Here is a 22,633-nt window from a genome sequence, read left to right on the forward strand (position 1 = left end):
TCTAGGAGAACCTTGCGGTGGGGCAGGTGGGACTCGAACCCACGACCGACGGATTATGAGTCCGCTGCTCTAACCGGCTGAGCTACTGCCCCCACTCGGCGTGGCGCGTACAAGTGTGCGCACCGTCTGCCGCAGCATAGCCGGTCATACGATCTCTCGCTTCGGATGGCCGACTTCGCCTGATCTTGAGGACGGCGCTGCGTGCTGCCCGGTTGCAGGAGAGATCGGGAAGACCCGAAAGAGTCGTTCCGGGGCACCTGGGGCGCCCCGGGACCGGCGTCGGCCGGGCATACAAAAGAGGACCCCGAAGGGCCCTCTTCCGTACCGCTCCCCCGACTGGACTCGAACCAGTAACCCTCCGGTTAACAGCCGAATGCTCTGCCAATTGAGCTACAGGGGATCGCGCTCCCCCGACTGGACTCGAACCAGTAACCTGCCGGTTAACAGCCGGCTGCTCTGCCAATTGAGCTACAGGGGATTGCTGCGTTGCCTCGAATCGTACCTGCCTGGCGGCTGCCGGGCGGCGCGCGTTCGCTGCGACACATACATTAGCGCAAGCAGGGGGGTGCTCCGCCAATCGGTATCGCCCGGGGTGATCTCGGGTGCTCGCGGGTAGGCGGGCTGCACACGTCGCACCAAGCGCAGGAAGGGTGGCAGCCATGCGGTACCGGCTCACGTTCATCGCCGGAGTGGCCCTCGGTTACGTGCTCGGCACGCGAGCCGGGCGCGAGCGTTACGAGCAGCTGAAGAAGTCGGCCCGGCAGTTCACGGAGAACCCCGCCGTACGGAACGCCGCCGAGAGTGCCGCGCACAGTGGCCGGGACATCGCCGGCAAGGCGTACCACTCGGTCAGCGACAAGGTCGGGGACAAGGTGCCCGCCTCCGTGGCCGAGCGCGTCCGGTCGCTGCGGGAGCGCAGCAGCCAGAACGGCGGCGCCGAGGACGACTGGGGCACCACCAACACCTGAGGCCCTCGCCCGAGGCCCGGCAGTGGCGGCGGTTACGGGAAAGTACGGCGGTGCGGCAGAATCTGCGTATGGGCATAGTCGCGGGGCTGGACAGTTCTTCCGCCTTCACTCACATCGTCGTCTGCGACACGGACTCGGGCGCCGTGCTCCGGGAGGGGTACGCCGCCCACCCGGTCGAGGCCAAGGCCGCCGAGGTCGATCCGCAGGCCTGGCTCCTCTCCCTCGGTGAGGCGGCCTCCGGCGGGCTGCTCGAAGGGGTGCAGGCCATCGGTGTCTCGGCCCAGCAGCACGGGCTCGTACCGCTGGACCGGCAGGGCAACCTCGTACGCCCGGCGCTGCTCGGCAACGACCGGCGGGCGCAGGTCGCCGCGGCCGATCTGGTCGACGCGCTGGGCGGGCGGCAGGCCTGGGCCGAGGCGGTCGGGGCCGTACCGCAGGCCGCGCAGCCCGTGGCGAAGCTGCGGTGGCTGGCGCGGACCGAGCCGGAGAACGCGCAGCGGGTCGCCGCCGTGATGCAGCCGCACGACTGGCTCGTGTGGCAGTTGCTGGGCCGGCCCGCCCGGCGGACCACGGACCGGGGCGCCGCCTCGGGCACCGGGTACTGGTCGGCCGGGTCCGCCGCCTACCGGCCCGATCTGGTGGAGCTCGCGCTCGGCCACTCCGCCGCGCTGCCCGAGGTACTCGGGCCCGCCGACTCCGCCGGGATGACCCCCGAAGGGCTCCTGATCTCCGCCGGGACCGGCGAGATCATGGCCGCGGCCTTCGGGCTCGGGGTCGCGGTGGGCGACGCGGTGGTGTCGCTGGGGGCCTCCGGGTCCGTGATGGCCGTGCACCACGAGGCGCTGGCCGATCCGAGCGGGATGATCACCTCCTTCGCCGACGCCACCGGGATGCACCTGCCGGTGGTGCATGTGTCCAATGCCGTACGTGCGTTGCGCGGGACCGCCGAGATGCTCGGTCTGGACGGGCTGGAGGAGCTGTCGGCGCTGGCCCTGAAGTCGACGCCGGGCGCCTCCGGGCTGGTGCTGCTGCCGTACCTGGAGGGCGAGCGCACCCCGCAGCTCCCGCACACCGCCGGAACCCTCAGCGGGCTGCGGCGCGAGTCGATGAAGCCGGAGCATCTGGCGCGGGCCGCGTTCGAGGGCATGCTCTGCTCGCTGGCCGACGCCCTCGACGTACTGCGCGGGCGGGGCGTGGAGGTGCGGCGGGTCTTCCTGCTGGGGGCCGCCGCCGAGCTCCCCGCCGTACAGGCGCTGGCTCCGGCCCTGTTCGGTACGCAGGTCGTCGTACCGCAGCCCGCCCAGTACGCGGCGATCGGCGCGGCCCGGCAGGCCGCCTGGGCGCTCGGGGTGTCGCAGGGCACCCTCGACCCGCGCACTCCCCCGGCCTGGCAGGGCGCCGCCGCCCAGGTGCTGGAGCCGGGCGAGGAGCTGGCGGTCGGCGGTGCGGTGCGTCAGCAGTACGGGGCGACGCGGGACCAGATCCACCCCGGGGCCTTCGGCGGGGGCCAGTAGCCTTCGGCGGGGGTCGGCAGGAGGGCCGGGCCCGCCCGAGCCTTGACCTGAGTTTGGTGAAAACGGCTCGCTCTCGGAGTACGGCGTACGCGAAACTGGGTCGGCCTCTGCCCTCCGCCGACTCCGAAAGACGCGTGTGCTCATAAAACTCCTGCGGGCCCATCTGGGCCCGTACAAGAAACCCATCGCGCTGCTGGTCCTCCTCCAGCTGCTCCAGACCTGCGCCACCCTGTATCTGCCCAGCCTGAACGCCGACATCATCGACAACGGTGTCGTGAAGGGCGATACCGGCTACATCCTGGAGTTCGGCGGTCTCATGATCGCTGCCAGCGTCCTCCAGGTGCTCTGCAACGTGGGGGCCGTCTTCTACGGGGCCCGGACCGCCGCCGCGCTCGGGCGGGACGTGCGGGCCGATGTCTTCGACCGGGTGCAGTCGTTCTCGGCCCGGGAGCTCGGGCGGTTCGGGGCGCCCTCGCTGATCACACGGACCACCAACGACGTCCAGCAGATCCAGATGCTGGTGCTGATGGCGTTCACGCTGATGGTGTCGGCGCCGATCATGTGTGTCGGCGGCATCATCATGGCGCTCGGGCAGGACGTGCCGCTCTCGGCGGTGCTGCTGGCAGTGGTCCCGGTGCTCGGGATCTCCGTGAGCATCATCGTGTCGAAGATGCGGCCGCTGTTCCGGACGATGCAGGAGCGGCTGGACACGGTGAACCGGGTGCTGCGCGAGCAGATCACCGGTAACCGGGTGATCCGGGCGTTCGTCCGCGACGGGTACGAGGAGAAGCGGTTCCGGGGGGCCAACACCGAGCTGACCGATGTGTCGGTGGCGACCGGGCGGCTGATGGCGCTGATGTTCCCGACCGTGATGACGGTGGTCAACCTGTCGTCGATCGCGGTGGTGTGGTTCGGCGCGCACCGCATCGACAGCGGCGGGATGCAGATCGGTGCGCTGACCGCGTTCCTCGCCTATCTGATGCAGATCGTGATGGCCGTGATGATGGCCACCTTCATGTTCATGATGGTGCCGCGCGCCGAGGTGTGCGCCGAGCGCATCCAGGAGGTGCTGGAGACGGAGTCGAGCGTCGTGCCGCCCACCGCGCCCGTCACCGAGCTGCGCCGGCACGGGCATCTGGAGGTACGGGGCGCGGAGTTCCGCTACCCGGGCGCCGAGGAGCCCGTCCTGCGGGCGGTCGATCTGGTGGCGCGGCCCGGGGAGACCACCGCGATCATCGGGTCGACCGGCAGCGGGAAGTCCACGCTGCTCGGTCTCGTACCCCGGCTGTTCGATGTGACGGACGGCGAGGTGCTGGTCGACGGCGAGGACGTGCGGAGGCTCGATCCGGTGCTGCTGGCGAAGACCGTGAGCCTGGTGCCGCAGAAGCCGTACCTCTTCTCGGGGACGGTCGCGACGAACCTGCGGTACGGGAATCCGGACGCCACCGACGAGGAGCTGTGGCACGCGCTGGAGGTGGCACAGGCCAAGGGGTTCGTGGAGGAGCTGGAACACGGTCTGGAGGCGCCCATCGCGCAGGGCGGCACCAATGTGTCGGGCGGTCAGCGGCAGCGGCTCGCCATCGCCCGGACGCTGGTGCAGCGGCCGGAGATCTACCTCTTCGACGACTCGTTCTCGGCGCTGGACTACGCGACCGACGCGGCGCTGCGGGCGGCGCTGGCCCACGAGACGGCCGGGGCGACCGTGGTGATCGTCGCGCAGCGGGTCTCCACCATCCGCGACGCCGACCGGATCCTGGTCCTGGACGAGGGGCGGGTCGTGGGCAGCGGCACCCATCACGAGCTGATGGACGGCAATGAAACGTACCGGGAGATCGTGCTCTCCCAGCTGACGGAAGCGGAGGCCGCGTGATGGCCGGTCCTGCCGGACGGATGATGGCCGGGGCCGCGCCCACCGATCGTTCGATGGACTTCAAGGGGTCGGGCAAGCGGCTGCTGAAGCGGTTCGGCCGGGAGAGGGCATCGCTGTATCTGATGCTGGGCGCGGTGACGGTCAGCGTGGCGCTGTCGGTGGCCGGGCCGAAGATCCTCGGGAAGGCGACCGACCTGATCTTCGCGGGGGTGGTCGGCCGGCAGATGGCGGAGGGCACCACGAAAGCGGAGGCCGTCGAGGGGCTGCGCGCGGAGGGCAGCGGTTCGATGGCCGACATGCTCTCGGGGGTGGGCTTCACCCCGGGCGAGGGCATCGACTTCGGCGCGGTGGGCGGCGTCCTGCTGCTGGCTCTGGTGGTCTATGTCGCCGCCGGGCTGCTGATGCTGGTCTCCACGCGGCTGTCGATCCGGGTGATCAACCGGATCGTCTTCCAGCTGCGCGAGGACCTCCAGACGAAGCTGTCGCGGCTCCCGCTCTCGTACTTCGACCGGGCCAAGCGCGGTGAGGTGCTCAGCCGGGCGACCAACGACATCGACAACATCTCGCAGACGCTCCAGCAGACGATGGGGCAGCTCATCAACTCGCTGCTGACCATCGTCGGCGTACTGATCATGATGGTGTGGATCTCGCCGCTGCTGGCACTGGTCGCGCTGGTGACGATCCCGCTCTCGGTGGTCGTGGCGACGCGGGTCGGCAAGCGGTCGCAGCCGCAGTTCGTGCAGCAGTGGCGGGTGACGGGGAAGCTCAACGCCCATATCGAGGAGATGTACACCGGGCACAGCCTGGTGAAGGTCTTCGGGCGGCAGCAGGAGTCGGCAAAGGACTTCGCCGAGCAGAACGACGCGCTGTACGAGGCCGGGTTCAGGGCGCAGTTCGCCAGCGGGCTCATGCAGCCGCTGATGATGTTCATCTCGAACATCAACTATGTGCTGGTGGCCGTCGTCGGCGGTCTGCGGGTCGCTTCGGGCACCCTGTCGATCGGTGACGTACAGGCGTTCATCCAGTACTCCCGTCAGTTCTCGATGCCGCTGACGCAGGTCGCCTCGATGGCGAACCTGGTGCAGTCGGGGGTGGCTTCGGCCGAGCGGGTCTTCGAGCTGCTGGACGCGGAGGAGCAGGACGCGGACCCGGAGGACGGCGAGGTGCCCAAGGAGCTGCTGGGCCGGGTCTCGCTGGAGAAGGTCTCCTTCCGCTACGACCCGGACAAGCCGCTCATCGAGGATCTGTCGCTGAGCGTGGAGCCGGGGCAGACGGTCGCGATCGTCGGTCCGACGGGTGCGGGCAAGACCACGCTGGTCAATCTGCTGATGCGGTTCTACGAGGTGACCGGCGGGCGGATCGCGCTCGACGGGGTCGATGTGGCGCGGATGAGCCGGGACGATGTGCGCTCGCGGATCGGCATGGTGCTCCAGGACACCTGGCTGTTCGGGGGTTCCATAGCGGAGAACATCGCGTACGGCGCTGCGCGCGCGGTCACCCGGGAAGAGATCGAGGAGGCGGCCCGGGCGGCGCACGCGGACCGGTTCGTCCGGACGCTGCCCGACGGGTACGACTCGGTGATCGACGACGAGGGTTCCGGGGTCAGCGCGGGCGAGAAGCAGCTGATCACCATCGCGCGGGCGTTCCTCTCCGACCCGGTGATCCTGGTCCTGGACGAGGCCACCAGCTCGGTGGACACCCGGACCGAGGTGCTGATCCAGAAGGCGATGGCGCGCCTGGCCCACGGGCGTACGTCGTTCGTGATCGCGCACCGGCTCTCCACGATCCGGGACGCGGATGTGATCCTGGTGATGGAGAGCGGGTCGATCGTGGAACAGGGCACGCACGAGGAGCTGTTGGCGGCCGGGGGTGCCTATGCCCGGCTGTACGCGGCCCAGTTCGCGGAGGCGCTGGCCGAGGTGGACTAGGGCCTGTCCGGTGGATCAGTCCAGGTAGCCGCGGAGCTGGTCGGCGAAGGCGTGGTCCCGCAGCCTGCTGAGGGTCTTGGACTCGATCTGGCGGATGCGTTCGCGCGTCACGCCGAAGATCCGGCCGATCTCCTCCAGGGTGCGGGGCCGCCCGTCGTCCAGGCCGTAGCGGAGCTGGACGACCTTGCGTTCGCGCTCGCCGAGGGTGGAGAGGACCGCCTCCAGGTGTTCGCGCAGCAGCAGGAAGGCGGCGGACTCCACGGGTGAGGCGGCGTCGCCGTCCTCGATGAGGTCACCGAAGGAGACGTCGTCCTCCTCCCCGACGGGGGCGTGCAGGGAGACCGGCTCCTGGGCCAGGCGCAGGACTTCGGTGACCCGCTCCGGGGTCAGGTCGAGCTGGGCGGCGACCTCTTCGGCGGTGGGCTCGTACCCGCGCTCCTGGAGCAGTCGGCGCTGGACGCGGACCACGCGGTTGATCAGCTCCACGACATGGACGGGGACGCGGATCGTACGGGCCTGGTCGGCCAGGGCGCGGGACATGGCCTGGCGGATCCACCAGGTGGCGTACGTGGAGAACTTGTAGCCCCGGGCGTAGTCGAACTTCTCCACCGCCCGGATCAGCCCGAGGTTCCCCTCCTGGACCAGGTCGAGCATGGTCAGGCCCCGGCCCACGTACCGCTTGGCGACGGAGACGACCAGGCGGAGGTTGGCCTCGATGAGCCGGCGCTTGGCGGTGCGGCCCATGACCACGAGCCGGTCCAGGTCGCCCGCGAGCCGGGAGTCCAGGTCCGGCGTGTTGGCGAGCCGCTCCTCCGCGAAGAGCCCGGCCTCCACGCGGCGGGCCAGCTCGACCTCCTCGGCGGCGGTGAGCAGCGGGATGCGGCCGATCTCCCGCAGATACTGCCGGAAGAGGTCGGAGGTGGGGCCGCCGTTCTCCGCCCGGCTCCGCGCCTCGCGGGGTTCGGGGACGTGTTCCGCTTCCTCCATGACGGCCTCGGTTGCGCTCGCGGGCGGGCGGGCCGCGGTCTCCGGGGGGTTCTCCGGACGGCTCTCCGGACGGCTCTCCGGACGGCTCTCCGGACGGCTCTCCGGGTGGTGGACGGCCCGGTTCTGCACGGGAATCGCCGACATGTGCTCGGTCGCGGTCGTCACGGTCCGGGTCTGCACGGGGGCGACCTCCAGGTGATCGCTGCCGGATGACTCTGGCAGCCCCAGTGTGGGGTACGGCACAGGGTTGCCACGAGGGGCGTGCGGGGACTTTCTGATTCCGGTCGGTCACCGGCCGGTTACTGTTCCTGGAGATCTGTCCCGGAAAGGCCGGGGCGCCCTCAGAGCGCGTCGGCGCCCTTCGCCCGCAGGGACTGCGCGTACTGCTGGAGCACCCAGACCTCGTTCTGCGCGGTGGCCAGATCGTCGGGGGCCACATGGCTGCCGAGGCGGGCGAGGCTGCCCTGTACGTCGGCGATGCGGCGGTCCACCGCGCGCAGCCGGACGTGGACGAGCTGCATTCCGGCGTAGGTCTCGTCGATCGTCTTGCCGTGGAAGACCTCGACGGCGAGCTCCGTGACGAGGTTGCGCACGGTGTCGTTGGGGGCCGCTTCCATGACGGCGACCAGATATTCGCGGTTGTCGCCGAGGCCGCGCTCGGCGCCGCCCGCCTCCTCGATGCACTGGCGCACGGCCGCGTAGGGCGGGGCGGTGAACTCGTCCACGCCGTACGCGTCGAAGGCCGGGGAGACCAGGGCGGGCTTCTGGAGGGCGAGCTTCAGCAGCTCGCGCTCGGTGCGGTGGGCGGGGCTGCGGAGGTTGAGCGCGGGGCCGGAGAAACCGGCGGGGGCCGGGGCGCCCTGCTGCGGGGCGCCGCCGCGCGGGCCCTGGGGTCCACCGCGCGAGCCTTGGGGTCCGCCGCCCCTGCCGCCGCGCTCCCCCTTGCCGTCGCCGCCCTTGTTACGGGCCCACTGGGCGAGCTGGGCGACGCGGTGGACGACGAACTCCTGGTCGAGGATGCCGACGAGCCCGGCGAGCTGGACGGCCACCTCGCGCTGCACACTGCTGGTCTTGATCTTGGAGACGACGGTGGCGGCCTCGTCGAGCGCGGCGGCGCGGCCCGCCGGGGTCTCCAGGTCGTACCGGCCGACGATCTGGCGCAGGGCGAACTCGAAGAGCGGGGTGCGCGGCTCGACCAGGTCGCGTACGGCGTCGTCGCCCTTGGCCAGCCGCAGGTCGCACGGGTCCATACCGTCCGGGGCGATGGCGATGTAGGTCTCGGCGGCGAACTTCTGGTCGTCCTCGAAGGCGCGCAGGGCCGCCTTCTGACCGGCCGAGTCGCCGTCGAAGGTGAAGATCACGCGGGCGCTGCCGTTGTCCATGAGGAGGCGGCGCAGGATCTTGATGTGGTCGTTGCCGAAGGCGGTGCCGCAGGTGGCGATGGCGGTGGTGACCCCGGCGAGATGGCAGGCCATGACGTCGGTGTACCCCTCGACGACGACGGCGCGGCTGGCCTTGGCGATGTCCTTCTTGGCCAGGTCGATGCCGTACAGCACCTGGGACTTCTTGTAGACGGGGGTCTCGGGGGTGTTCAGGTACTTCGGGCCGTTGTCGTCGTCGCGGAGCTTGCGGGCGCCGAAGCCGACGATGTCCCCGGCGGTGTCGCTGATCGGCCACATCAGGCGGCCGCGGAAGCGGTCGATGGGGCCGCGCCGGCCGTCCTGGGAGAGGCCGGAGGTGATGAGCTCCTTGTCGGTGAAGCCCTTGCCGCGGAGATAGCGGGTGAGGTGGTCCCAGCCGGCCGGGCTGTAGCCGACGCGGAAGTGGGTGGCGGCGTCCTGGTCGAAGCCGCGCTCGGCGAGGAACGTGCGGCCGATCTCGGCCTCGGGGCTCTCCAGCGCGCGGACGTAGAACTCGGCGGCGGCCTGGTGGGCCTCGATCAGCCGGATCCGCTCGCCGCGCTGGTGGGAGGGGTTGTAGCCGCCCTCCTCGTACCGCAGGGTGATGCCCGCCTTGGCGGCGAGGCGCTCGACCGTCTCCGAGAAGGAGAGGTGGTCGATCTTCATCACGAAGGCGATCGTGTCGCCGCCCTCCTGGCAGCCGAAGCAGTGGAACAGGCCCTTGGCGGGGCTGACCTGGAAGGAGGGGGACTTCTCGTCGTGGAAGGGGCAGAGCCCCTTGAGGTTTCCGCCGCCCGCGCTGCGCAGTTGGAGGTATTCGGACACGACGGAGTCGATCGGGACCGCGTCCCGTACCGCCTTCACGTCGTCGTCGTTGATCCTGCCGGCCACGCGTGAAGTCTACGGGTGGGCTCGGACATCCGGCTCCGCCCCCCGCTCCCCCGGGCTCCTGGCCGAACGCCCCGTCCGGCGTCCCCGGGAGCCCGGGCGGGCCGCTCAGAGCAGGGACTCCAGCTCCACCGACGGGTCGGCGAGCGCCTCCGGATCATGCTGCTGACCTGCCCGGATCAGCTCCTGGATCGTCTCCGTGACATCCCACACGTTGACGTTCATCCCGGCCAGGACACGGCGGTCCTTGAGCCAGAACGCGATGAACTCCCGCTTCCCCGCGTCGCCCCGGATGATCACCTCGTCGTAGGAGCCGGGCGGCGCCCAGCCGGAGTACTCCAGGCCCAGGTCGTACTGGTCGGAGAAGAAGTACGGCACCCGGTCGTACGTCACCTCCTGGCCGAGCATCGCGCGGGCGGCGGCCGGTCCGCTGTTGAGGGCGTTGGCCCAGTGCTCGACGCGCAGCCGGACGCCGAGCAACGGGTGGGCGACGGCGGCGACGTCCCCGGCGGCGTAGATGTGCGGGTCGGAGGTGCGCAGCGAGGCGTCCACGGCGATGCCGCCGCCGTGCGCCCGCTCGGCCATCTCCAGACCGGCGGCCTCGGCGATGGCGGAGCGCGGGGCGGCGCCGATCGCGGCGAGCACGTCGTGGGCGGGGTGCTCCTCGCCGTCGTCGGTGCGGGCGGCCAGCACCATGCCGTCCTGGCCGGTGATCTCGGTGAGGCGGGCGCCGAAGTGGAAGCGGACGCCGTGCGAGCGGTGCAGCTCGGTGAAGATCTGGCCCAGCTCGGGGCCGACGACCTGGTGCAGCGGGGTGGGCTCCGACTCGACGACGGTGACCTCGGCCCCGTACCCCCGGGCGGCGGCGGCGACCTCCAGGCCGATCCAGCCGCCCCCGGCGATCACCAGGTGGCCGTTGTCGCGGCCGAGGGCGGCCAGGACGTTGCGCAGCCGGTCGGCGTGGGCGAGGCGGCGCAGATGGTGGACGCCCGCCAGCTCGGTGCCGGGGATGTCGAGGCGGCGGGGCTCGGAGCCGGTGGCGAGCAGTAGCTTGTCGTAGTGGATGACGGTGTTGTCGCCGAGCTGCACCGTCTTGGCGTACCGGTCGAGCACGGTGACGGGCTGGCCGAGGTGCAGCTCGATGTCGGCGCCCGCGTACCAGGCGCGCTCGTGGACGAAGACGCTGTCGCGTTCCTCCTTGCCGCCGAGGTAGCCCTTGGAGAGCGGCGGCCGCTCGTAGGGGTGGTCGCGCTCATCCCCGATGAGGATCACCCGGCCGGTGAACCCCTCCGCGCGCAGTGTTTCGGCCGCCTTCGCCCCTGCGAGTCCCGCTCCGACGATGACGAACGTCCGATGTGCGTCGACCACTTGATGCCTCCTCAGTGCTGTGCTGCGCGGCGCCCCCAGCTGCGAGCGTCCCGCACGCAGCGTGATGACGGAAGAGGGTGTGCCCCGGACAGGTCACCCCCCGTGGTCAGGTTCCAGTCTGCCCCTCAGCCGCGGCGGGCGGTGAGCGCGGCGTGCAGGGATCGTGCGGAGGCGTCGGTGAGGGCGGCGATCTGGTCGACCAGGACGCGCTTACGGGTGTGGTCGTCGGCCGCCTGGTCGAACAGGGCCCGGAAGTGCGGCTCCAGTCCCTCGGGGGCGCGGGCGGTGAGGGCGGCGGCCAGCTCGGCGATGACGATGCGCTGGTCGGCGCGGAGGGTCTCCTGCTCGGCGCGCTGCATCACGTAACGGTCGGCGACCGCCTTGAGCACCGCGCACTCGTTACGGACCGTGCGCGGAACGACGAGCTCCGCCCCGTACCGGGTGAGGCGGCCGGGTCCGTACACCTCGCGGGTGGCGAGCTCGGCCTCCGTACAGAAGCGGCCGATGAGTTGACTGGTGGCGTCCTTGAGGCGGGCCTGGGCCACGGCGGAGCCGTCGTAGCCGTGCGGCCACCACTCCTGGTCGATCAGCCGGTCCAGGGCCTCGGACAGCTCCTGCGGGTCGGTGTCGGCGGGGACGTACCGGCCGATGGCGACGGCGAAGATCTCCTCGCGCTCCGGCTCGGCGTAGAGGCAGTTGGGGTCGATGTGCCCGGCGTGCAGCCCGTCCTCGAAGTCGTGCACGGAGTACGCCACGTCGTCGGACCAGTCCATCACCTGGGCCTCGAAGCAGGTGCGGTCCTCGGGCGCGCCCTCGCGGGCCCACGCGAAGACCGGCAGGTCGTCCGCGTACACCCCGAACTTCACCGAGTGCGGGTCGGTGGGGTGCGCGCCGCGCGGCCAGGGGTACTTGGTGGCGGCGTCCAGAGCGGCCCGGGTCAGGTTGAGGCCGACGCTGACCAGCTCGCCGGAGCGCGGGTCGCGGACGAACCGCTTGGGCTCCAGGCGGGTCAGCAGCCGCAGCGACTGGGCGTTGCCCTCGAAGCCGCCGCAGTCCGAGGCGAAGTCGTTGAGCGCCTGCTCGCCGTTGTGGCCGAACGGGGGGTGGCCCATGTCGTGGGCGAGGCAGGCCGTCTCCACCAGGTCCGGATCGCAGCCGAGGACCGCGCCCAGCTCGCGGCCGACCTGCGCGCACTCCAGGGAGTGGGTGAGCCGGGTGCGGGGGCTGGCGTCCCAGACCAGGGAGCGGGTGCCGGGCGTCACCACCTGGGTCTTCCCGGCGAGCCTGCGCAGCGCGGCGGAGTGCAGCACCCGGGCCCGGTCGCGCTGGAAGGCGGTGCGGCCGGGGCGCTTGTCCTCCTCGGTGTCGAAGCGCTCGGTGTCGGCCGGTCCGTAACCGCTCCCGGCGCCCCGCTCACTGGGCGCTCCGTGTGTGCTGTGTGCGTCGTGTGTGCCGTGTGTCTGATCTGCCCCGCGTACGCCTTGTGTGCCGTCCATGGTTCCGACAGTAGCGACCGGGACCGACAACGTGCCGGGAGCGGGCCCGGAAGTCAGGCGGAAGCGAGCAAGCTCACTGCCTCGGCGGGGGCCGTGGCGGACAGTGCCTGGTCGTAGCGGTGCAGGAGGAGGCGGGCCATGGTGGGGTGGGCGCCGAGCGGAACGGCGGCGGTACGGGGCGCGGCCCCGGCGGCGGCGCTCGCGAAGCGGCCGGGCGCGGTGAAGTACGAGGCGACGAACGTACGGTGACGTCCCCGGGCGGCCAGCGCGCGCAGCGCGGCGGGGACGGTGGGGGTGGCGGCGGAGGCGTACGCGGGGACGACGGGCACCCCGCCGAGCCGCTCGGCGAGCATCCGGGCCGTACGCCGGGTGTCCTGGGCGGAGTCGGGGTCGCGGGACCCGGCGGCGGCGAGGACCACGGCGGCCCGGCGGCTCCCCTCGTCGGCCCGGTCCCAGCCCGCCTCCAGGAGCCGCCCGTACAGCGCCTCCACCAGCAGGGGGTGCGGCCCGAGGGGGGCGGCGATCCGGGCCCGTACGTCCGGGGCGGCGGCCGCGGCGGCGGGCAGGTCGTGCTTGACGTGGTGGCCGCGCCCCAGGAGCAGCGGGACGAGGACGGCGTCGGCCCCGCGCAGGCCGTCCAGGGTGTCCGGGAGCAGCGGCCGGTTCAGCTCGATGTGCCCGAGGCGGACATCGAGCCCGGGGCGCAGGTCGCGGACCCGGTCCAGGAGCGCGAGGACGGTGCGCAGGGCCTGCGGGTCGCGGCTGCCGTGGGCGACGACGAGGAGGGTGGGCGGGGGGCGTTCGGCGGTAAAGGGCTGGGGCGGGGTGGCTGGGGCGGTGGGGAGCCGGGGGGCGGTGGAGGACCGGGTGCGGTGCATGGACCCGATCGTGCCGGGCGGAGGTTGCCGGGCCGTTGCGCGAGGGTCACGGGGGTTTTCCTCCCCCTCACGGCGGGGTGGTGGCCGGTGTGCGGGGCGGGGGCCTGCACCCGTTTCTGCCGATCGGCGAACCTTTCGGACGTTTCGCTCGTCAGGTGGGATGGGACCGAACGACGGTACGAACGACGACACGGACAACGAAGGGGGCTCCCGTGCGGGGGATGCGAGGGATGGGCCGGGCGCGGGGGACGCAGGTGGCGTCAGGGGCGTCGGCGGAGGCGGCGGAGACCGGCGCGAGGAAGCACAGACCACGGCTACGACTGCGGCTGCCGCGCTCCCGCCGGGGTCAGCGGCTCGCCGTACAGGGGCTGATGGCCCTCTGCGTGCTGGCGCTGCTGCCCGCGACCTGGATGCGGGTGGGCGCCGAGTCGCGGGTGGGGACCACGGCGGACGCCCCGGTGCGGGAGGTCGCCATGGTGTTCGGCGCCGGGCTGTGGAAGGGGCGGCCGACCCCGTATCTGGCCCACCGCCTGGACGCGGCGGCCGAGCTGTACCGGACCGGGAAGGTGAAGGTGGTCCTGGTCACCGGGGACAACAGCCGGGAGGAGTACGACGAGCCGGACGCGATGCGCACGTATCTCACCGAGCGCGGGGTGCCGGACGACCGCATCGTCAGCGACTACGCCGGGTTCGACAGCTGGGACTCCTGTGTGCGGGCCAAGAAGATATTCGGGGTCGACCGGGCGGTGCTGGTGACCCAGGGCTTCCACATCCACCGGGCGACCACGCTGTGCCGTTCGGCGGGGATCGACGCGTACGGGGTCGGGGTCGAGGAACCCCGGGACTCGACCTGGTACTACGGCGGAGCCCGGGAGCTGGCCGCATCGGGGAAGGCCGCCCTGGAAGCCGTGCTCCGGCCCGACCCCACGTTCCTGGGCCCCCAGGAGGCGGGCGTGGCGGAGGCGCTGGCCTTGGCGACACGCTGACCTGACGGGAGTCGGCCTCGGCGCCTGCGGGCGGCGGGGCTCGGCTCCGGCAGACAGCGGCTCGCGGCGCCTGCGAGCGGCAGGGCCCGGCACCCCGCCCCGGCACCCCGTCCCCGCACTCCGCCCCGGCACTCCGCCCCGGGACCTCACAGGGGTGCGGGTGGTGGGCTGAGGTGGGCGTTCCGGTGGCGTAACCGGGTGCCCCCGTCCCCGTAATACCGCTCTCGCAGGCTGGGCCCCATGACCGGTACCGAAACCCCCACCCACTGCCCCTACTGCGCCCTCCAGTGCGGGATGTCCCTGCGCCCGGTGGCGGGCCCGGAGGTGGCCGAGGTGGTGGAGCGCACCGGGTTCCCGGTCAACCGGGGCGCGTTGTGCGGCAAGGGGAGGACCGCCCCCGCCGTGCTGCGCCGAGGGGTCCGGCTGACCTCCCCGCTGGTACGGAGGCGGCCCGGCGGTGAGCTGGAGGAGGCGGGCTGGGACGAGGCGCTGGGACGGATCGCCGAGGGGCTGGGCGGGGTGCGGGCGGCCCACGGGGCGGATGCGGTGGGGGTGTTCGGCGGGGGCGGGCTGACCAACGAGAAGGCGTACGCGCTCGGGAAGTTCGCCCGGGTCGTGCTCGCCACCTCGCAGATCGACTACAACGGCCGCTTCTGCATGTCGTCGGCGGCCGCTGCCCACCAGCGGGCGTTCGGGCTCGACCGGGGCCTGCCGTTCCCGCTGGAGGACATCCCGCGTTCGGGATGCGTGATCCTGGTCGGGTCGAACCTGGCCGAGACGATGCCGCCCGCACTGCGCTATCTGACGGAACTGAAGGCGAACGGAGGCCGGCTGATCGTGATCGACCCGCGCCGCACCCGAACCGCCGAACAGGCGGATCTGCATCTGGCGCCCCGCCCCGGCACCGATCTGGCCCTGGCGCTCGGGATGTTGCACCTGGTGGTGGCGGGAGGGCGGGTGGACGAGGAGTTCGTACGGACCCGCACCCGGGGCTGGGAGGAGGCGCGGGCCGGGGCGATGGCGCACTGGCCGGAGCTGGTGGAGCGGATCTGCGGGGTACCGGTGGCGCGGCTGCGGGAGGCGGTGGAGCTGTTCTGCGGGGCGGAGAGCGGGATGGTGCTGACGGCACGCGGGCCCGAGCAGCAGGCCAAGGGGACCGACACGGTGGGCGCCTGGATCAACTTCTGCCTGGCCACCGGCCGGGCGGGGAGGCCGTTCTCCGGGTACGGCTGTCTGACCGGGCAGGGCAACGGGCAGGGCGGCCGGGAGCACGGCCAGAAGGCCGACCAGCTGCCCGGCTACCGCAAGCTGACCGACCCGGCGGCCCGCCGCCATGTCGCGGAGGTGTGGGGCGTGGACCCGGACGGTCTGCCGGGGCCGGGGCGGAGCGCGTACGAGCTGCTGGACGCGCTCGGCCGGGACGTGCGGGCGCTGCTGGTGATGGGCTCCAACCCGGTGGTCTCGGCCCCGCACGCCTCGCACATCGAACGCCGTCTGGCCTCCCTGGACTTCCTGGCCGTGGCCGATGTCGTCCTCTCCGAGACGGCGGCGCTGGCGGACGTGGTGCTGCCGGTGACGCAGTGGGCGGAGGAGAGCGGGACCACCACCAACCTGGAGGGCCGGGTGCTGCTGCGGCAGCGGGCGCTCGACCCGCCGGAGGGGGTGCGCAGCGACCTGGAGGTGCTGCACGCCCTGGCCGGACTGCTGGGCCACGGCAAGGGGTTCCCCGCCGACCCGGCGGAGGTCTTCGAGGAGTTGCGGCGGGCCTCGGCGGGCGGTGCGGCGGACTACGCGGGCATCACCTACGAGCGGATCGCGGCCGAGGACGGGGTGTTCTGGCCCTGCCCGGACCCGGACCACCCGGGAACGCCCCGGCTCTTCCTGGACCGGTTCGCGACCGAGGACGGCCGGGCCTCCTTCGTCCCCGTGGTGCACCGGGTGGCGGCCGAGGAGACGGACCGGGAGTATCCGGTGGTGCTGACGACGGGTCGGGTGGTGGCGCAGTACCAGTCGGGGGCCCAGACCCGCCGGGTGGACGAGCTGAACGCGGCGGCCCCGGGCCCCTTCGTGGAGCTGCACCCGCGCCTCGCGGAGCGGATCGGGGTGGCGGAGGGGGAGCTCGTCGCCGTGACGTCCCGGCGCGGGCGGGCGGTGGCTCCGGCCCGGATCACCGGGGCGATCCGGGCGGACACGGTGTTCATGCCGTTCCACTGGCCGGGTGAGGGGAGGGCCAACACGCTGACCAACCCGGCGCTGGACCCGGTGTCGCGGATGCCGGAGTTCAAGGTGTGCGCGGTCCGCCTGGAGGCCGCCCGGTGACCCACCGCCCGCCGTCGATGACGCTGCCGCCGGTCCGGAGGGACCGGGTGACGGCGGCAGCGGCGAGATAGACCCAGGCGCGGGTCACCGCAGGCTCCTCCCCCGGCAGCTCGACCTCACGGACGACCCGCTCGTACAGATTGCGCGGGTGGCCGGGCCCGAGGTACTCCTCCAGATGGTCCAGCAGCCCGAGCAGCTCCCCGTACACCCCGGGCGCGGCGGTGAGCAGGGTGCCGTGGACCCGGCCGTGGCCGTCGATGGCGTACGGGTAGCCGGGACCGTCGTACAGCAGGGCCCGGGGCAGGACGGCCGCCTGTTCCCCCGACGTACGCCCCCGGAGGAACAGGTCGTGGTTGGGTTCGCCGGGGAGCAGCGTCCCGTACACGAAGAACGGCAGCTCGTCGGTGGGCGGGGCACCGGGGTCCAGAGTGCTCATGGCCGCCGTCACAGGGCGGCTGCGGGGGCCGTCTCCGCCGTGACCCAGCCGAGGTAGCGGGCGCTGCCCCGGACGACGGGGACGGCGATGATCTCGGGGTTCTCGTAGTCGTGCTCCTGCAGGAGATACGCCTCCAACTCCTCGTACCGCTCACCCGCCGTCTTGAACAGCACCTGCCACTCCTCCGAGGACTCGATGGCGTTCTGCCACCGGTAGACGGAGATGACGGGCGCGGAGACCTGTGCACAGGCCGCCAGCCGGGCCTCCACCGCGCCCTGCGCCAGCTCGCGGGCCCGCTCCTCGCTGTCGATCGTGGTCAGTACGGTCAGCCATGCCGGCGACGGCGCTGTCATCGTTCGGTCCCCTCTGATACGGCGGGCTCCTGCCCGTGCACCGATTGTCGTCGCCGAGGGGGTCAGGCGCTGTACGGATGCCGATTTCGCGCGTCGCGCAGTGCGTTGCCCCACCAGACCAGCTGATCCAGGAGCGCCTTCGCCGCCCCCTCGGCCTCCGCCGGATCGCGGTGCTCCCCCTCGTCGTCGAAGAGGCCGCCCGCGTTGTGGAAGGAGACGGTGTCGCGGACGGAGACGGTGTGCAGCTCGGCGAAGACCTGCCGAAGCTGCTCGACGGCCCGCAGCCCGCCGGACCTGCCGCCGTACGAGACGAAGGCGACGGGTTTGGCCTGCCACTCGGCGCGGTGCCAGTCGATGAGGTTCTTCAGCGGGGCGGGGAAGGAGTGGTTGTACTCGGGCGTGACGACGACAAAGGCATCGGCCGCCGCCAGCCGCGCCGAGACCGCCTCGATGCGGGCCGCGTCCTCGGGCGCGGGGCTGAAGGAGAGGGCGGTGGGCAGGTCGGCGGTCGCGACATCGACGAGCTCGGTCTCGATGCCGTCATACCGGTCCGCCCGCTTGAGGAACCAGTCGACGACAACCGGCCCGAAGCGGCCTTCCCGGTTGCTGCCGAGGATGACGGCGACCTTGAGGGGGGCGGGGGACGGCGTGGGTACGGGTGTGGTGTCCATGACTCCGAGCATTGAGCCTCAACCTTGATTGAGGTCAAGCCCGGCAGGTGCGCTGGCTGAAGTCCTCGGCCGCCTTGGTCATCGGACCTCCCGCGTCACCGGTGTTCATCGTTCCCGCCGGTTCGAACAGCAGGATGGCGGTCTCCTCGGCCGCCACGGGGCAGTGTTCGACACCGCGGGGAACCACGAACAACTCACCGGGTTCCAGCACCACATCGCCGTCCCTGAGCTGGATGGTGAGCCGACCGCTGAGGACCAGGAACAGTTCATCGGTGCTCTCGTGGCTGTGCCAGACGAATTCCCCCTTCAGCTTGGCCAGCTTGACCTCGTAGTCGTTGAGCTCCGCCACCTTCTTCTGCGACCACAACTCGCTGAACTGCGCGAGCTTGTCGCTGAGGTTGACGGGAACAGGAATCGTGGACATGCGGCGTTCCTTCCTCAAGGCCGGAGGCTCCGGCCTCCCGCTGCCTGGCTGACGTCATGAGCCTGCCGCCTCGGGCTTCCGCCGGTCTTGTACGTTCCTGACATGACCGCAGAGCGCCCCCGCACCTCCGTCAACGCCTGGCGGCCGTCGGTCACGGGGATCTCGGAGGTCTTCCACGCGCACTTCACCGATCACGCGTATCCGGTGCACACCCACGACACGTGGGATCTGATGATCCTCGACGACGGTGCGGTCGGCTTCGCGCTCGACCGCCGGTTCCATGGGGCGACCGGTGCGGCCAGTGTGCTCCTGCTGCCCCCCGGTGTCCCCCACGACGGCCGGACGGTGACGGCCTCAGGCTTCCGCAAACGCAATCTCTATCTCGATGACTCCGTGCTTCCCCAGCGGTTGGTGGGCAGTGCGGTGGACAGCCCGGTTCTCGATGACGAGCTGCTGCGCCATCGCATCCACCAGCTGCATGTCTCTCTCGGCCATGCCGGAGACGAGTTCGAATCCGAGTCCCGTCTCTCCTTCATCCGTGAGCGGCTCCACTTCCACCTCGACGCGCTTCGTCCCCTCGCACCGAGCGGCGAGGCGAACCGGCTGGCCGCCAGGTTGCGCGAGCTGCTCGACTCCCGGATACCCGTCGGCATATCGCTGTCCGAGGCTGCCGCCACTCTGCATGCTCACCCCACCCACCTGATCCGGTGCTTCAAGCAGACCTACGGCCTGCCACCGCACGCCTATCTGACCGGCAAGCGCATCGACCGGGCACGCCGTCTTCTGCTCGACGGCCTCCGCCCCGCCCAGGTCGCCACAGCCGTCGGATTCCACGACCAGGCCCATCTGAACCGGCACTTCACGCGCCACGTGGGCACCACCCCCGGACGCTATGTGCGGGGCCTCACCGGTCCGGTCACCTAGCGCCCGGCCGACTCGGCTCCGCGCGCACTCATTCCCGGGTGCGGCTCCACGGTGCCCCGGAGGACCGGCCTCAGGCTTCCGGCCTCCCCCGTCTACCGTGGCCGTATGACGAACCCCGCGCCCGCCGCAACCCCCTTCCCCCTCCCCTACGTCGAGATGGACGGGCACCCCGCCACCGAGGACGACCTGCGCGTTCCCGCCCTCTTCGGGTTCGGGCACTTCACCGCCATGCAGGTGAGGGAGGGGAGGGTACGGGGGCTCGGGCTGCATCTGGAGCGGTTGGATGCGGCGAATCGGGAGTTGTTCCAGTTGCCGCTGGAGGGCGAGTACGTACGGGAGTTGATCCGGCATGCGCTGGACTCGGCCGGGATGCGGGACGCCTCCGTGCGGGTGCATGGGTTCCTTCCGCCCAGAGAGAGCCGTACGCGGGTCATGGTCACCGTTCGTGAGGGCATCGCGATGGCGGGCGGGGGGCGGAGCCTGATGTCGGTGCCGTACGCACGGGTCCTGCCGCACATCAAGCGGCCGGGGGAGTTCGGGCAGACCTATTACGGGTTGCTGGCCGCGCGGGAAGGGTTCGACGAGGCCCTGTTGACCGCGCCGGGTGGGGTGGTGACCGAGGGGGCTGTCACCAATATCGGTTTCTGGAACGGGAGTTCGGTGGTGTGGCCGGACGCTCCCGCACTCCTCGGCGTGACGATGGCGCTGCTGGAGCGTGGCCTCGCCGAGGAGGGGGAGCCGTCGGTTCGGCGGGCGGTGACACTGGAAGGGGTGGGTGCCTATCGGGGGGCCTTCATCTGTAACTCTCAAGGCATCGCGCCGGTTCGGCGGATCGATGACGTGGAGTTCGTGGGGGGCGAGGAGGAGATGGAGCGGGTGGTGCGGCGGCTGGAGGGTGTGTACGGGGGTGCGCCGGAGGATCTCGTCTGACCCGCGCGCCCCGAAGCCGGGATGGCCGCGTGCCCGCCGGAGCCGGTCCGGCCTCGCGCCCCGAAGCCGGGCCGGCCGCGTACCCCGATGCCGGGCCAGCCGCGTACCCCGATGCCGGGCTGGCCGAAAACCGACCGTGGCACGCCCGCTCCGCCGTCGTGGCGGACCATGGGGAGTATGCAGATCCATATCGAGGCCTCAGCGCTCCCCGGCCGCAATTGCGGGCCGGACTCCGACTTTCCCGGGTTCGAGAACATCCACGTCGGTGTCCAGCGCAAGGACCGGCCCGGTGAGCTGCTCGGCCTCCACCCCGGGGACGCGCCATCCGCCTCCTGGACCCTGGAGTGCACCGCAAAAGCCACGGCGGACGGGGTCGAGATCTCGGGGCCGTACATTCAGAACCGGCTGGGCGGGCGGTTCGTCTATTTGTCGTGGGGGACGGTGGACGACGCCGGGCTCTTCTCCATGTTCCGGCGCGCCAAGCTGATGTTCAGCGATATCGAGGCCGGGGTCCTCGAAGCCGCCGCCCGGTCGGGGCATCTCACTGGGCGGCTCGGGCTCACCGACGCCAAGGGGCAGCCGCTGTGCGCCCGGGTGCGGCCGCCGCTGATCTCGTGGAGCGCCACCACAGGCGGCGAGTGATCCCCGGCGCCGACACCGCCCCCACCGGGCCCAGGGGGGGTAGGCCGGGTGGGGGCGGGTGCCGTGGGGGGCGGGGATCCGTCCCGTGGGGGGTGTAGTGCGTGTGCCCGGGACCCGGGAGCACATTCATGTGACGTACGTCACACTTGCCGCGCGCTCCTCACCCGATCGGCACCCGGGCCGGCAGCACGGACCGAACGGACCAGCCGCACCGCCGTGACCTGCGGCGATCTTCGGCGACAAGGGTGCCGCGCCGGTCCGTACGAGTGAAAGCTGACCTCGCGTCAGAAGGCATGCGGTGGCGACCGCCCGTTAGGTCGGGAGCAGGACACAACCGCTCGCGCCGTCTGCCCGGAGGAATCCCCATGCGCAGTCCTGCCCGCCTCATGACCGGTACCGCCACTGCCGCGGTCACCGTCATAGCGCTCGGTCTCACCGCAGCCCCGTCCGCGTACGCGGACAGCTTCGGCCGACTGGAGATCACCCCGGCGACCGCTCCCCCCGGCGCCAAGGTCACCGTGAACACCACCGCCTGCGGCCCCAAGGGCTCGGGCGTCGGTGACGCGAACTCCCTGGACGCCGGCGACTTCGAGGTCCGGCGCGGTACGCACAAGGAAGTGCTGGTCGGCCAGTTCACCGTGCCGCACGACACCCGGCCCGGCGTCTACGAGATCATCGTCTCCTGCGACAACGGCAAGGACGCCGTCGGCGACCTCAAGGTGATCGGCGGCGGCAAGCACAAGCCCGACTACGACCGCCCGTCCGGCCACGTCCGGACCGGGGTCGGCGGCAGCGTCGAGCCGAACTCCACGCAGGTCGCCCTCGGTGTCGGCGTGATCGGCGTGGCGGCCGTCGGCGGTCTGTGGCTGCTGCGGCGGCGGACGGAGTCCACCGAGAGCGGCAGCTGAGGCCGGGAAAGCCCCACCGCTCCCCCGCACCGACCGGGCCGGGCGCGTCCCCGAGCGCGTCCGGTCCGTCCCCGACCCACGGCTTGCGAGGACGACGACGTGTCCCAGAGCGCGCAGAAGGCCAGGGGCTGGCTGGTGGGCATCGCCGTCCTGTGCGGCATCTGGCTCATCCAGAACGGCTCCGGCGAGCAGCTGATCCCGCCGCAGCCCTCCAGCGCCCAGGCCTTCGCCGCCGGGCCCCAGCTCCAGCCGGGCTCCCCGGTCGCCGAGCCGCTGCGCCCCTCCGACCCCGTACGCATCCGCATCCCGAGCATCGACGTCGACGCGCCGATGATGCGGCTGGGCCTCGGGGCCGACGGCAGCCTCGACGTACCTCCGGACGAGGACCGCAACCTCGCGGGGTGGTACGCCGACGGGGTCCCGCCCGGCGCCAAGGGCACCGCGATCGTCGCCGGGCACGTCGACAACGCCGAGGGGCCCTCCGTCTTCTACGCCCTCGGCGCCCTCACCAAGGGCACCCGCGTGGAGGTCGTCCGCGAGGACGGGCGCACGGCCGTCTTCTCGATCGACGCCATCGAGGTGTACGACAACAAGGACTTCCCCGACCAGCGCGTCTACGGCGACTCCCCGCACGCCTCACTCCGCCTGATCACCTGCGGCGGCGGGTTCTCCAAGGAGACCGGCTACCAGGGCAATGTGGTGGCCTACGCCCATCTCACCGATGTGCGGTGAGCCCGGGACAC

General features: G+C 71.8%; 20 protein-coding genes and 3 tRNA genes. 11 read left to right on the forward strand and 12 right to left on the reverse strand.

Going from position 1 to position 22,633, the window contains the following annotated elements; translation table 11 throughout:
- Positions 1–18: 18 nt before the first annotated feature.
- The 3 genes from ACFW9Z_RS01740 to ACFW9Z_RS01750 form a co-directional block, all read right to left on the reverse strand.
- A tRNA-Ile gene (locus ACFW9Z_RS01740) sits at positions 19–92 on the reverse strand.
- Positions 93–327: 235 nt separating this feature from the next.
- Positions 328–400, reverse strand: a tRNA-Asn gene (locus ACFW9Z_RS01745).
- A 5-nt stretch (positions 401–405) separates the two neighbouring features.
- Positions 406–478, reverse strand: a tRNA-Asn gene (locus ACFW9Z_RS01750).
- A gap of 181 nt (positions 479–659) precedes the next feature.
- Here ACFW9Z_RS01750 and ACFW9Z_RS01755 point away from each other — a divergent pair.
- From ACFW9Z_RS01755 to ACFW9Z_RS01770, 4 genes are all read left to right on the forward strand, one after another.
- Positions 660–968: a YtxH domain-containing protein gene (locus ACFW9Z_RS01755; RefSeq protein WP_384632711.1), complete on the forward strand. Its 309-nt coding sequence runs from the start codon at positions 660–662 to the stop codon at positions 966–968.
- Between the two features lie 68 nt (positions 969–1,036).
- Positions 1,037–2,482 (forward strand): FGGY family carbohydrate kinase, encoded by a 1,446-nt coding sequence (locus ACFW9Z_RS01760; RefSeq protein ID WP_384632713.1) that lies wholly within the window; start codon positions 1,037–1,039, stop codon positions 2,480–2,482.
- Between the two features lie 136 nt (positions 2,483–2,618).
- The gene (locus tag ACFW9Z_RS01765; RefSeq protein WP_384632716.1) at positions 2,619–4,352 is read left to right on the forward strand and encodes an ABC transporter ATP-binding protein; all 1,734 of its coding nucleotides are present in this window, start codon (positions 2,619–2,621) and stop codon (positions 4,350–4,352) included.
- Positions 4,352–6,280, forward strand: coding sequence for an ABC transporter ATP-binding protein (locus ACFW9Z_RS01770; protein WP_384632718.1), 1,929 nt, complete (start codon positions 4,352–4,354; stop codon positions 6,278–6,280). The genes ACFW9Z_RS01765 and ACFW9Z_RS01770 overlap by 1 nt, the downstream gene beginning before the upstream one ends.
- Before the next feature lie 15 nt (positions 6,281–6,295).
- Here ACFW9Z_RS01770 and ACFW9Z_RS01775 read toward each other — a convergent pair whose 3' ends face one another.
- From ACFW9Z_RS01775 to ACFW9Z_RS01795, 5 genes are all read right to left on the reverse strand, one after another.
- Positions 6,296–7,447: an RNA polymerase sigma factor gene (locus ACFW9Z_RS01775; RefSeq protein ID WP_384632721.1), complete on the reverse strand. Its 1,152-nt coding sequence runs from the start codon at positions 7,445–7,447 to the stop codon at positions 6,296–6,298.
- Between the two features lie 161 nt (positions 7,448–7,608).
- Positions 7,609–9,558, reverse strand: coding sequence for a DNA primase (gene dnaG, locus ACFW9Z_RS01780; protein WP_384632724.1), 1,950 nt, complete (start codon positions 9,556–9,558; stop codon positions 7,609–7,611).
- Between the two features lie 105 nt (positions 9,559–9,663).
- Complete coding sequence (locus ACFW9Z_RS01785) at positions 9,664–10,923, reverse strand: NAD(P)/FAD-dependent oxidoreductase (RefSeq protein WP_384632726.1); 1,260 nt, start codon at positions 10,921–10,923, stop codon at positions 9,664–9,666.
- Positions 10,924–11,048: 125 nt separating this feature from the next.
- On the reverse strand, positions 11,049–12,419 hold the full coding sequence (locus ACFW9Z_RS01790) for a deoxyguanosinetriphosphate triphosphohydrolase (protein WP_384632729.1): 1,371 nt from the start codon (positions 12,417–12,419) through the stop codon (positions 11,049–11,051).
- A 53-nt stretch (positions 12,420–12,472) separates the two neighbouring features.
- Positions 12,473–13,297 (reverse strand): sirohydrochlorin chelatase, encoded by an 825-nt coding sequence (locus ACFW9Z_RS01795; RefSeq protein ID WP_384632732.1) that lies wholly within the window; start codon positions 13,295–13,297, stop codon positions 12,473–12,475.
- 221 nt (positions 13,298–13,518) lie between these two features.
- Here ACFW9Z_RS01795 and ACFW9Z_RS01800 point away from each other — a divergent pair, with 221 nt between their 5' ends.
- Positions 13,519–14,283: a vancomycin high temperature exclusion protein gene (locus tag ACFW9Z_RS01800; protein ID WP_384633360.1), complete on the forward strand. Its 765-nt coding sequence runs from the start codon at positions 13,519–13,521 to the stop codon at positions 14,281–14,283.
- A gap of 240 nt (positions 14,284–14,523) precedes the next feature.
- The gene (locus ACFW9Z_RS01805) at positions 14,524–16,602 is read left to right on the forward strand and encodes a molybdopterin oxidoreductase family protein (RefSeq protein WP_384632735.1); all 2,079 of its coding nucleotides are present in this window, start codon (positions 14,524–14,526) and stop codon (positions 16,600–16,602) included.
- Here the strand turns inward: ACFW9Z_RS01805 and ACFW9Z_RS01810 are convergent.
- From ACFW9Z_RS01810 to ACFW9Z_RS01825, 4 genes are all read right to left on the reverse strand, one after another.
- A complete protein-coding gene (locus tag ACFW9Z_RS01810; RefSeq protein ID WP_384632738.1) occupies positions 16,565–17,050 on the reverse strand; it encodes a gamma-glutamylcyclotransferase family protein in 486 nt (161 codons plus the stop codon). The genes ACFW9Z_RS01805 and ACFW9Z_RS01810 overlap by 38 nt on opposite strands.
- A complete protein-coding gene (cutA, locus tag ACFW9Z_RS01815; RefSeq protein ID WP_384632741.1) occupies positions 17,047–17,391 on the reverse strand; it encodes a divalent-cation tolerance protein CutA in 345 nt (114 codons plus the stop codon). The genes ACFW9Z_RS01810 and cutA overlap by 4 nt, the downstream gene beginning before the upstream one ends.
- 62 nt (positions 17,392–17,453) lie before the next feature.
- Entirely contained in the window at positions 17,454–18,062 is a 609-nt protein-coding gene (locus ACFW9Z_RS01820) for an NADPH-dependent FMN reductase (RefSeq protein ID WP_384632743.1), read from the reverse strand.
- A 34-nt stretch (positions 18,063–18,096) separates the two neighbouring features.
- Positions 18,097–18,486: a cupin domain-containing protein gene (locus ACFW9Z_RS01825; protein ID WP_384632746.1), complete on the reverse strand. Its 390-nt coding sequence runs from the start codon at positions 18,484–18,486 to the stop codon at positions 18,097–18,099.
- A 102-nt stretch (positions 18,487–18,588) separates the two neighbouring features.
- Between ACFW9Z_RS01825 and ACFW9Z_RS01830 the strand changes: the two genes are divergently transcribed.
- The 5 genes from ACFW9Z_RS01830 to ACFW9Z_RS01850 all read left to right on the forward strand — a co-directional run bounded on the left by ACFW9Z_RS01830 (position 18,589) and on the right by ACFW9Z_RS01850 (position 22,622).
- On the forward strand, positions 18,589–19,410 hold the full coding sequence (locus tag ACFW9Z_RS01830; RefSeq protein ID WP_384632748.1) for an AraC family transcriptional regulator: 822 nt from the start codon (positions 18,589–18,591) through the stop codon (positions 19,408–19,410).
- Between the two features lie 105 nt (positions 19,411–19,515).
- A complete protein-coding gene (locus ACFW9Z_RS01835) occupies positions 19,516–20,340 on the forward strand; it encodes an aminotransferase class IV (protein WP_384632750.1) in 825 nt (274 codons plus the stop codon).
- A gap of 177 nt (positions 20,341–20,517) precedes the next feature.
- Positions 20,518–20,982, forward strand: coding sequence for a DUF5990 family protein (locus ACFW9Z_RS01840; protein WP_384632753.1), 465 nt, complete (start codon positions 20,518–20,520; stop codon positions 20,980–20,982).
- 365 nt (positions 20,983–21,347) lie between these two features.
- Entirely contained in the window at positions 21,348–21,890 is a 543-nt protein-coding gene (locus ACFW9Z_RS01845) for a hypothetical protein (RefSeq protein WP_384632756.1), read from the forward strand.
- A gap of 99 nt (positions 21,891–21,989) precedes the next feature.
- Positions 21,990–22,622, forward strand: a complete 633-nt coding sequence (locus ACFW9Z_RS01850) for a class F sortase (protein WP_384632759.1) — start codon at positions 21,990–21,992, stop codon at positions 22,620–22,622.
- The last annotated feature ends 11 nt before the right edge of the window (positions 22,623–22,633 follow it).

This window comes from Streptomyces sp. NPDC059452 (genome assembly GCF_042750035.1).
Taxonomy (GTDB): domain Bacteria; phylum Actinomycetota; class Actinomycetes; order Streptomycetales; family Streptomycetaceae; genus Streptomyces.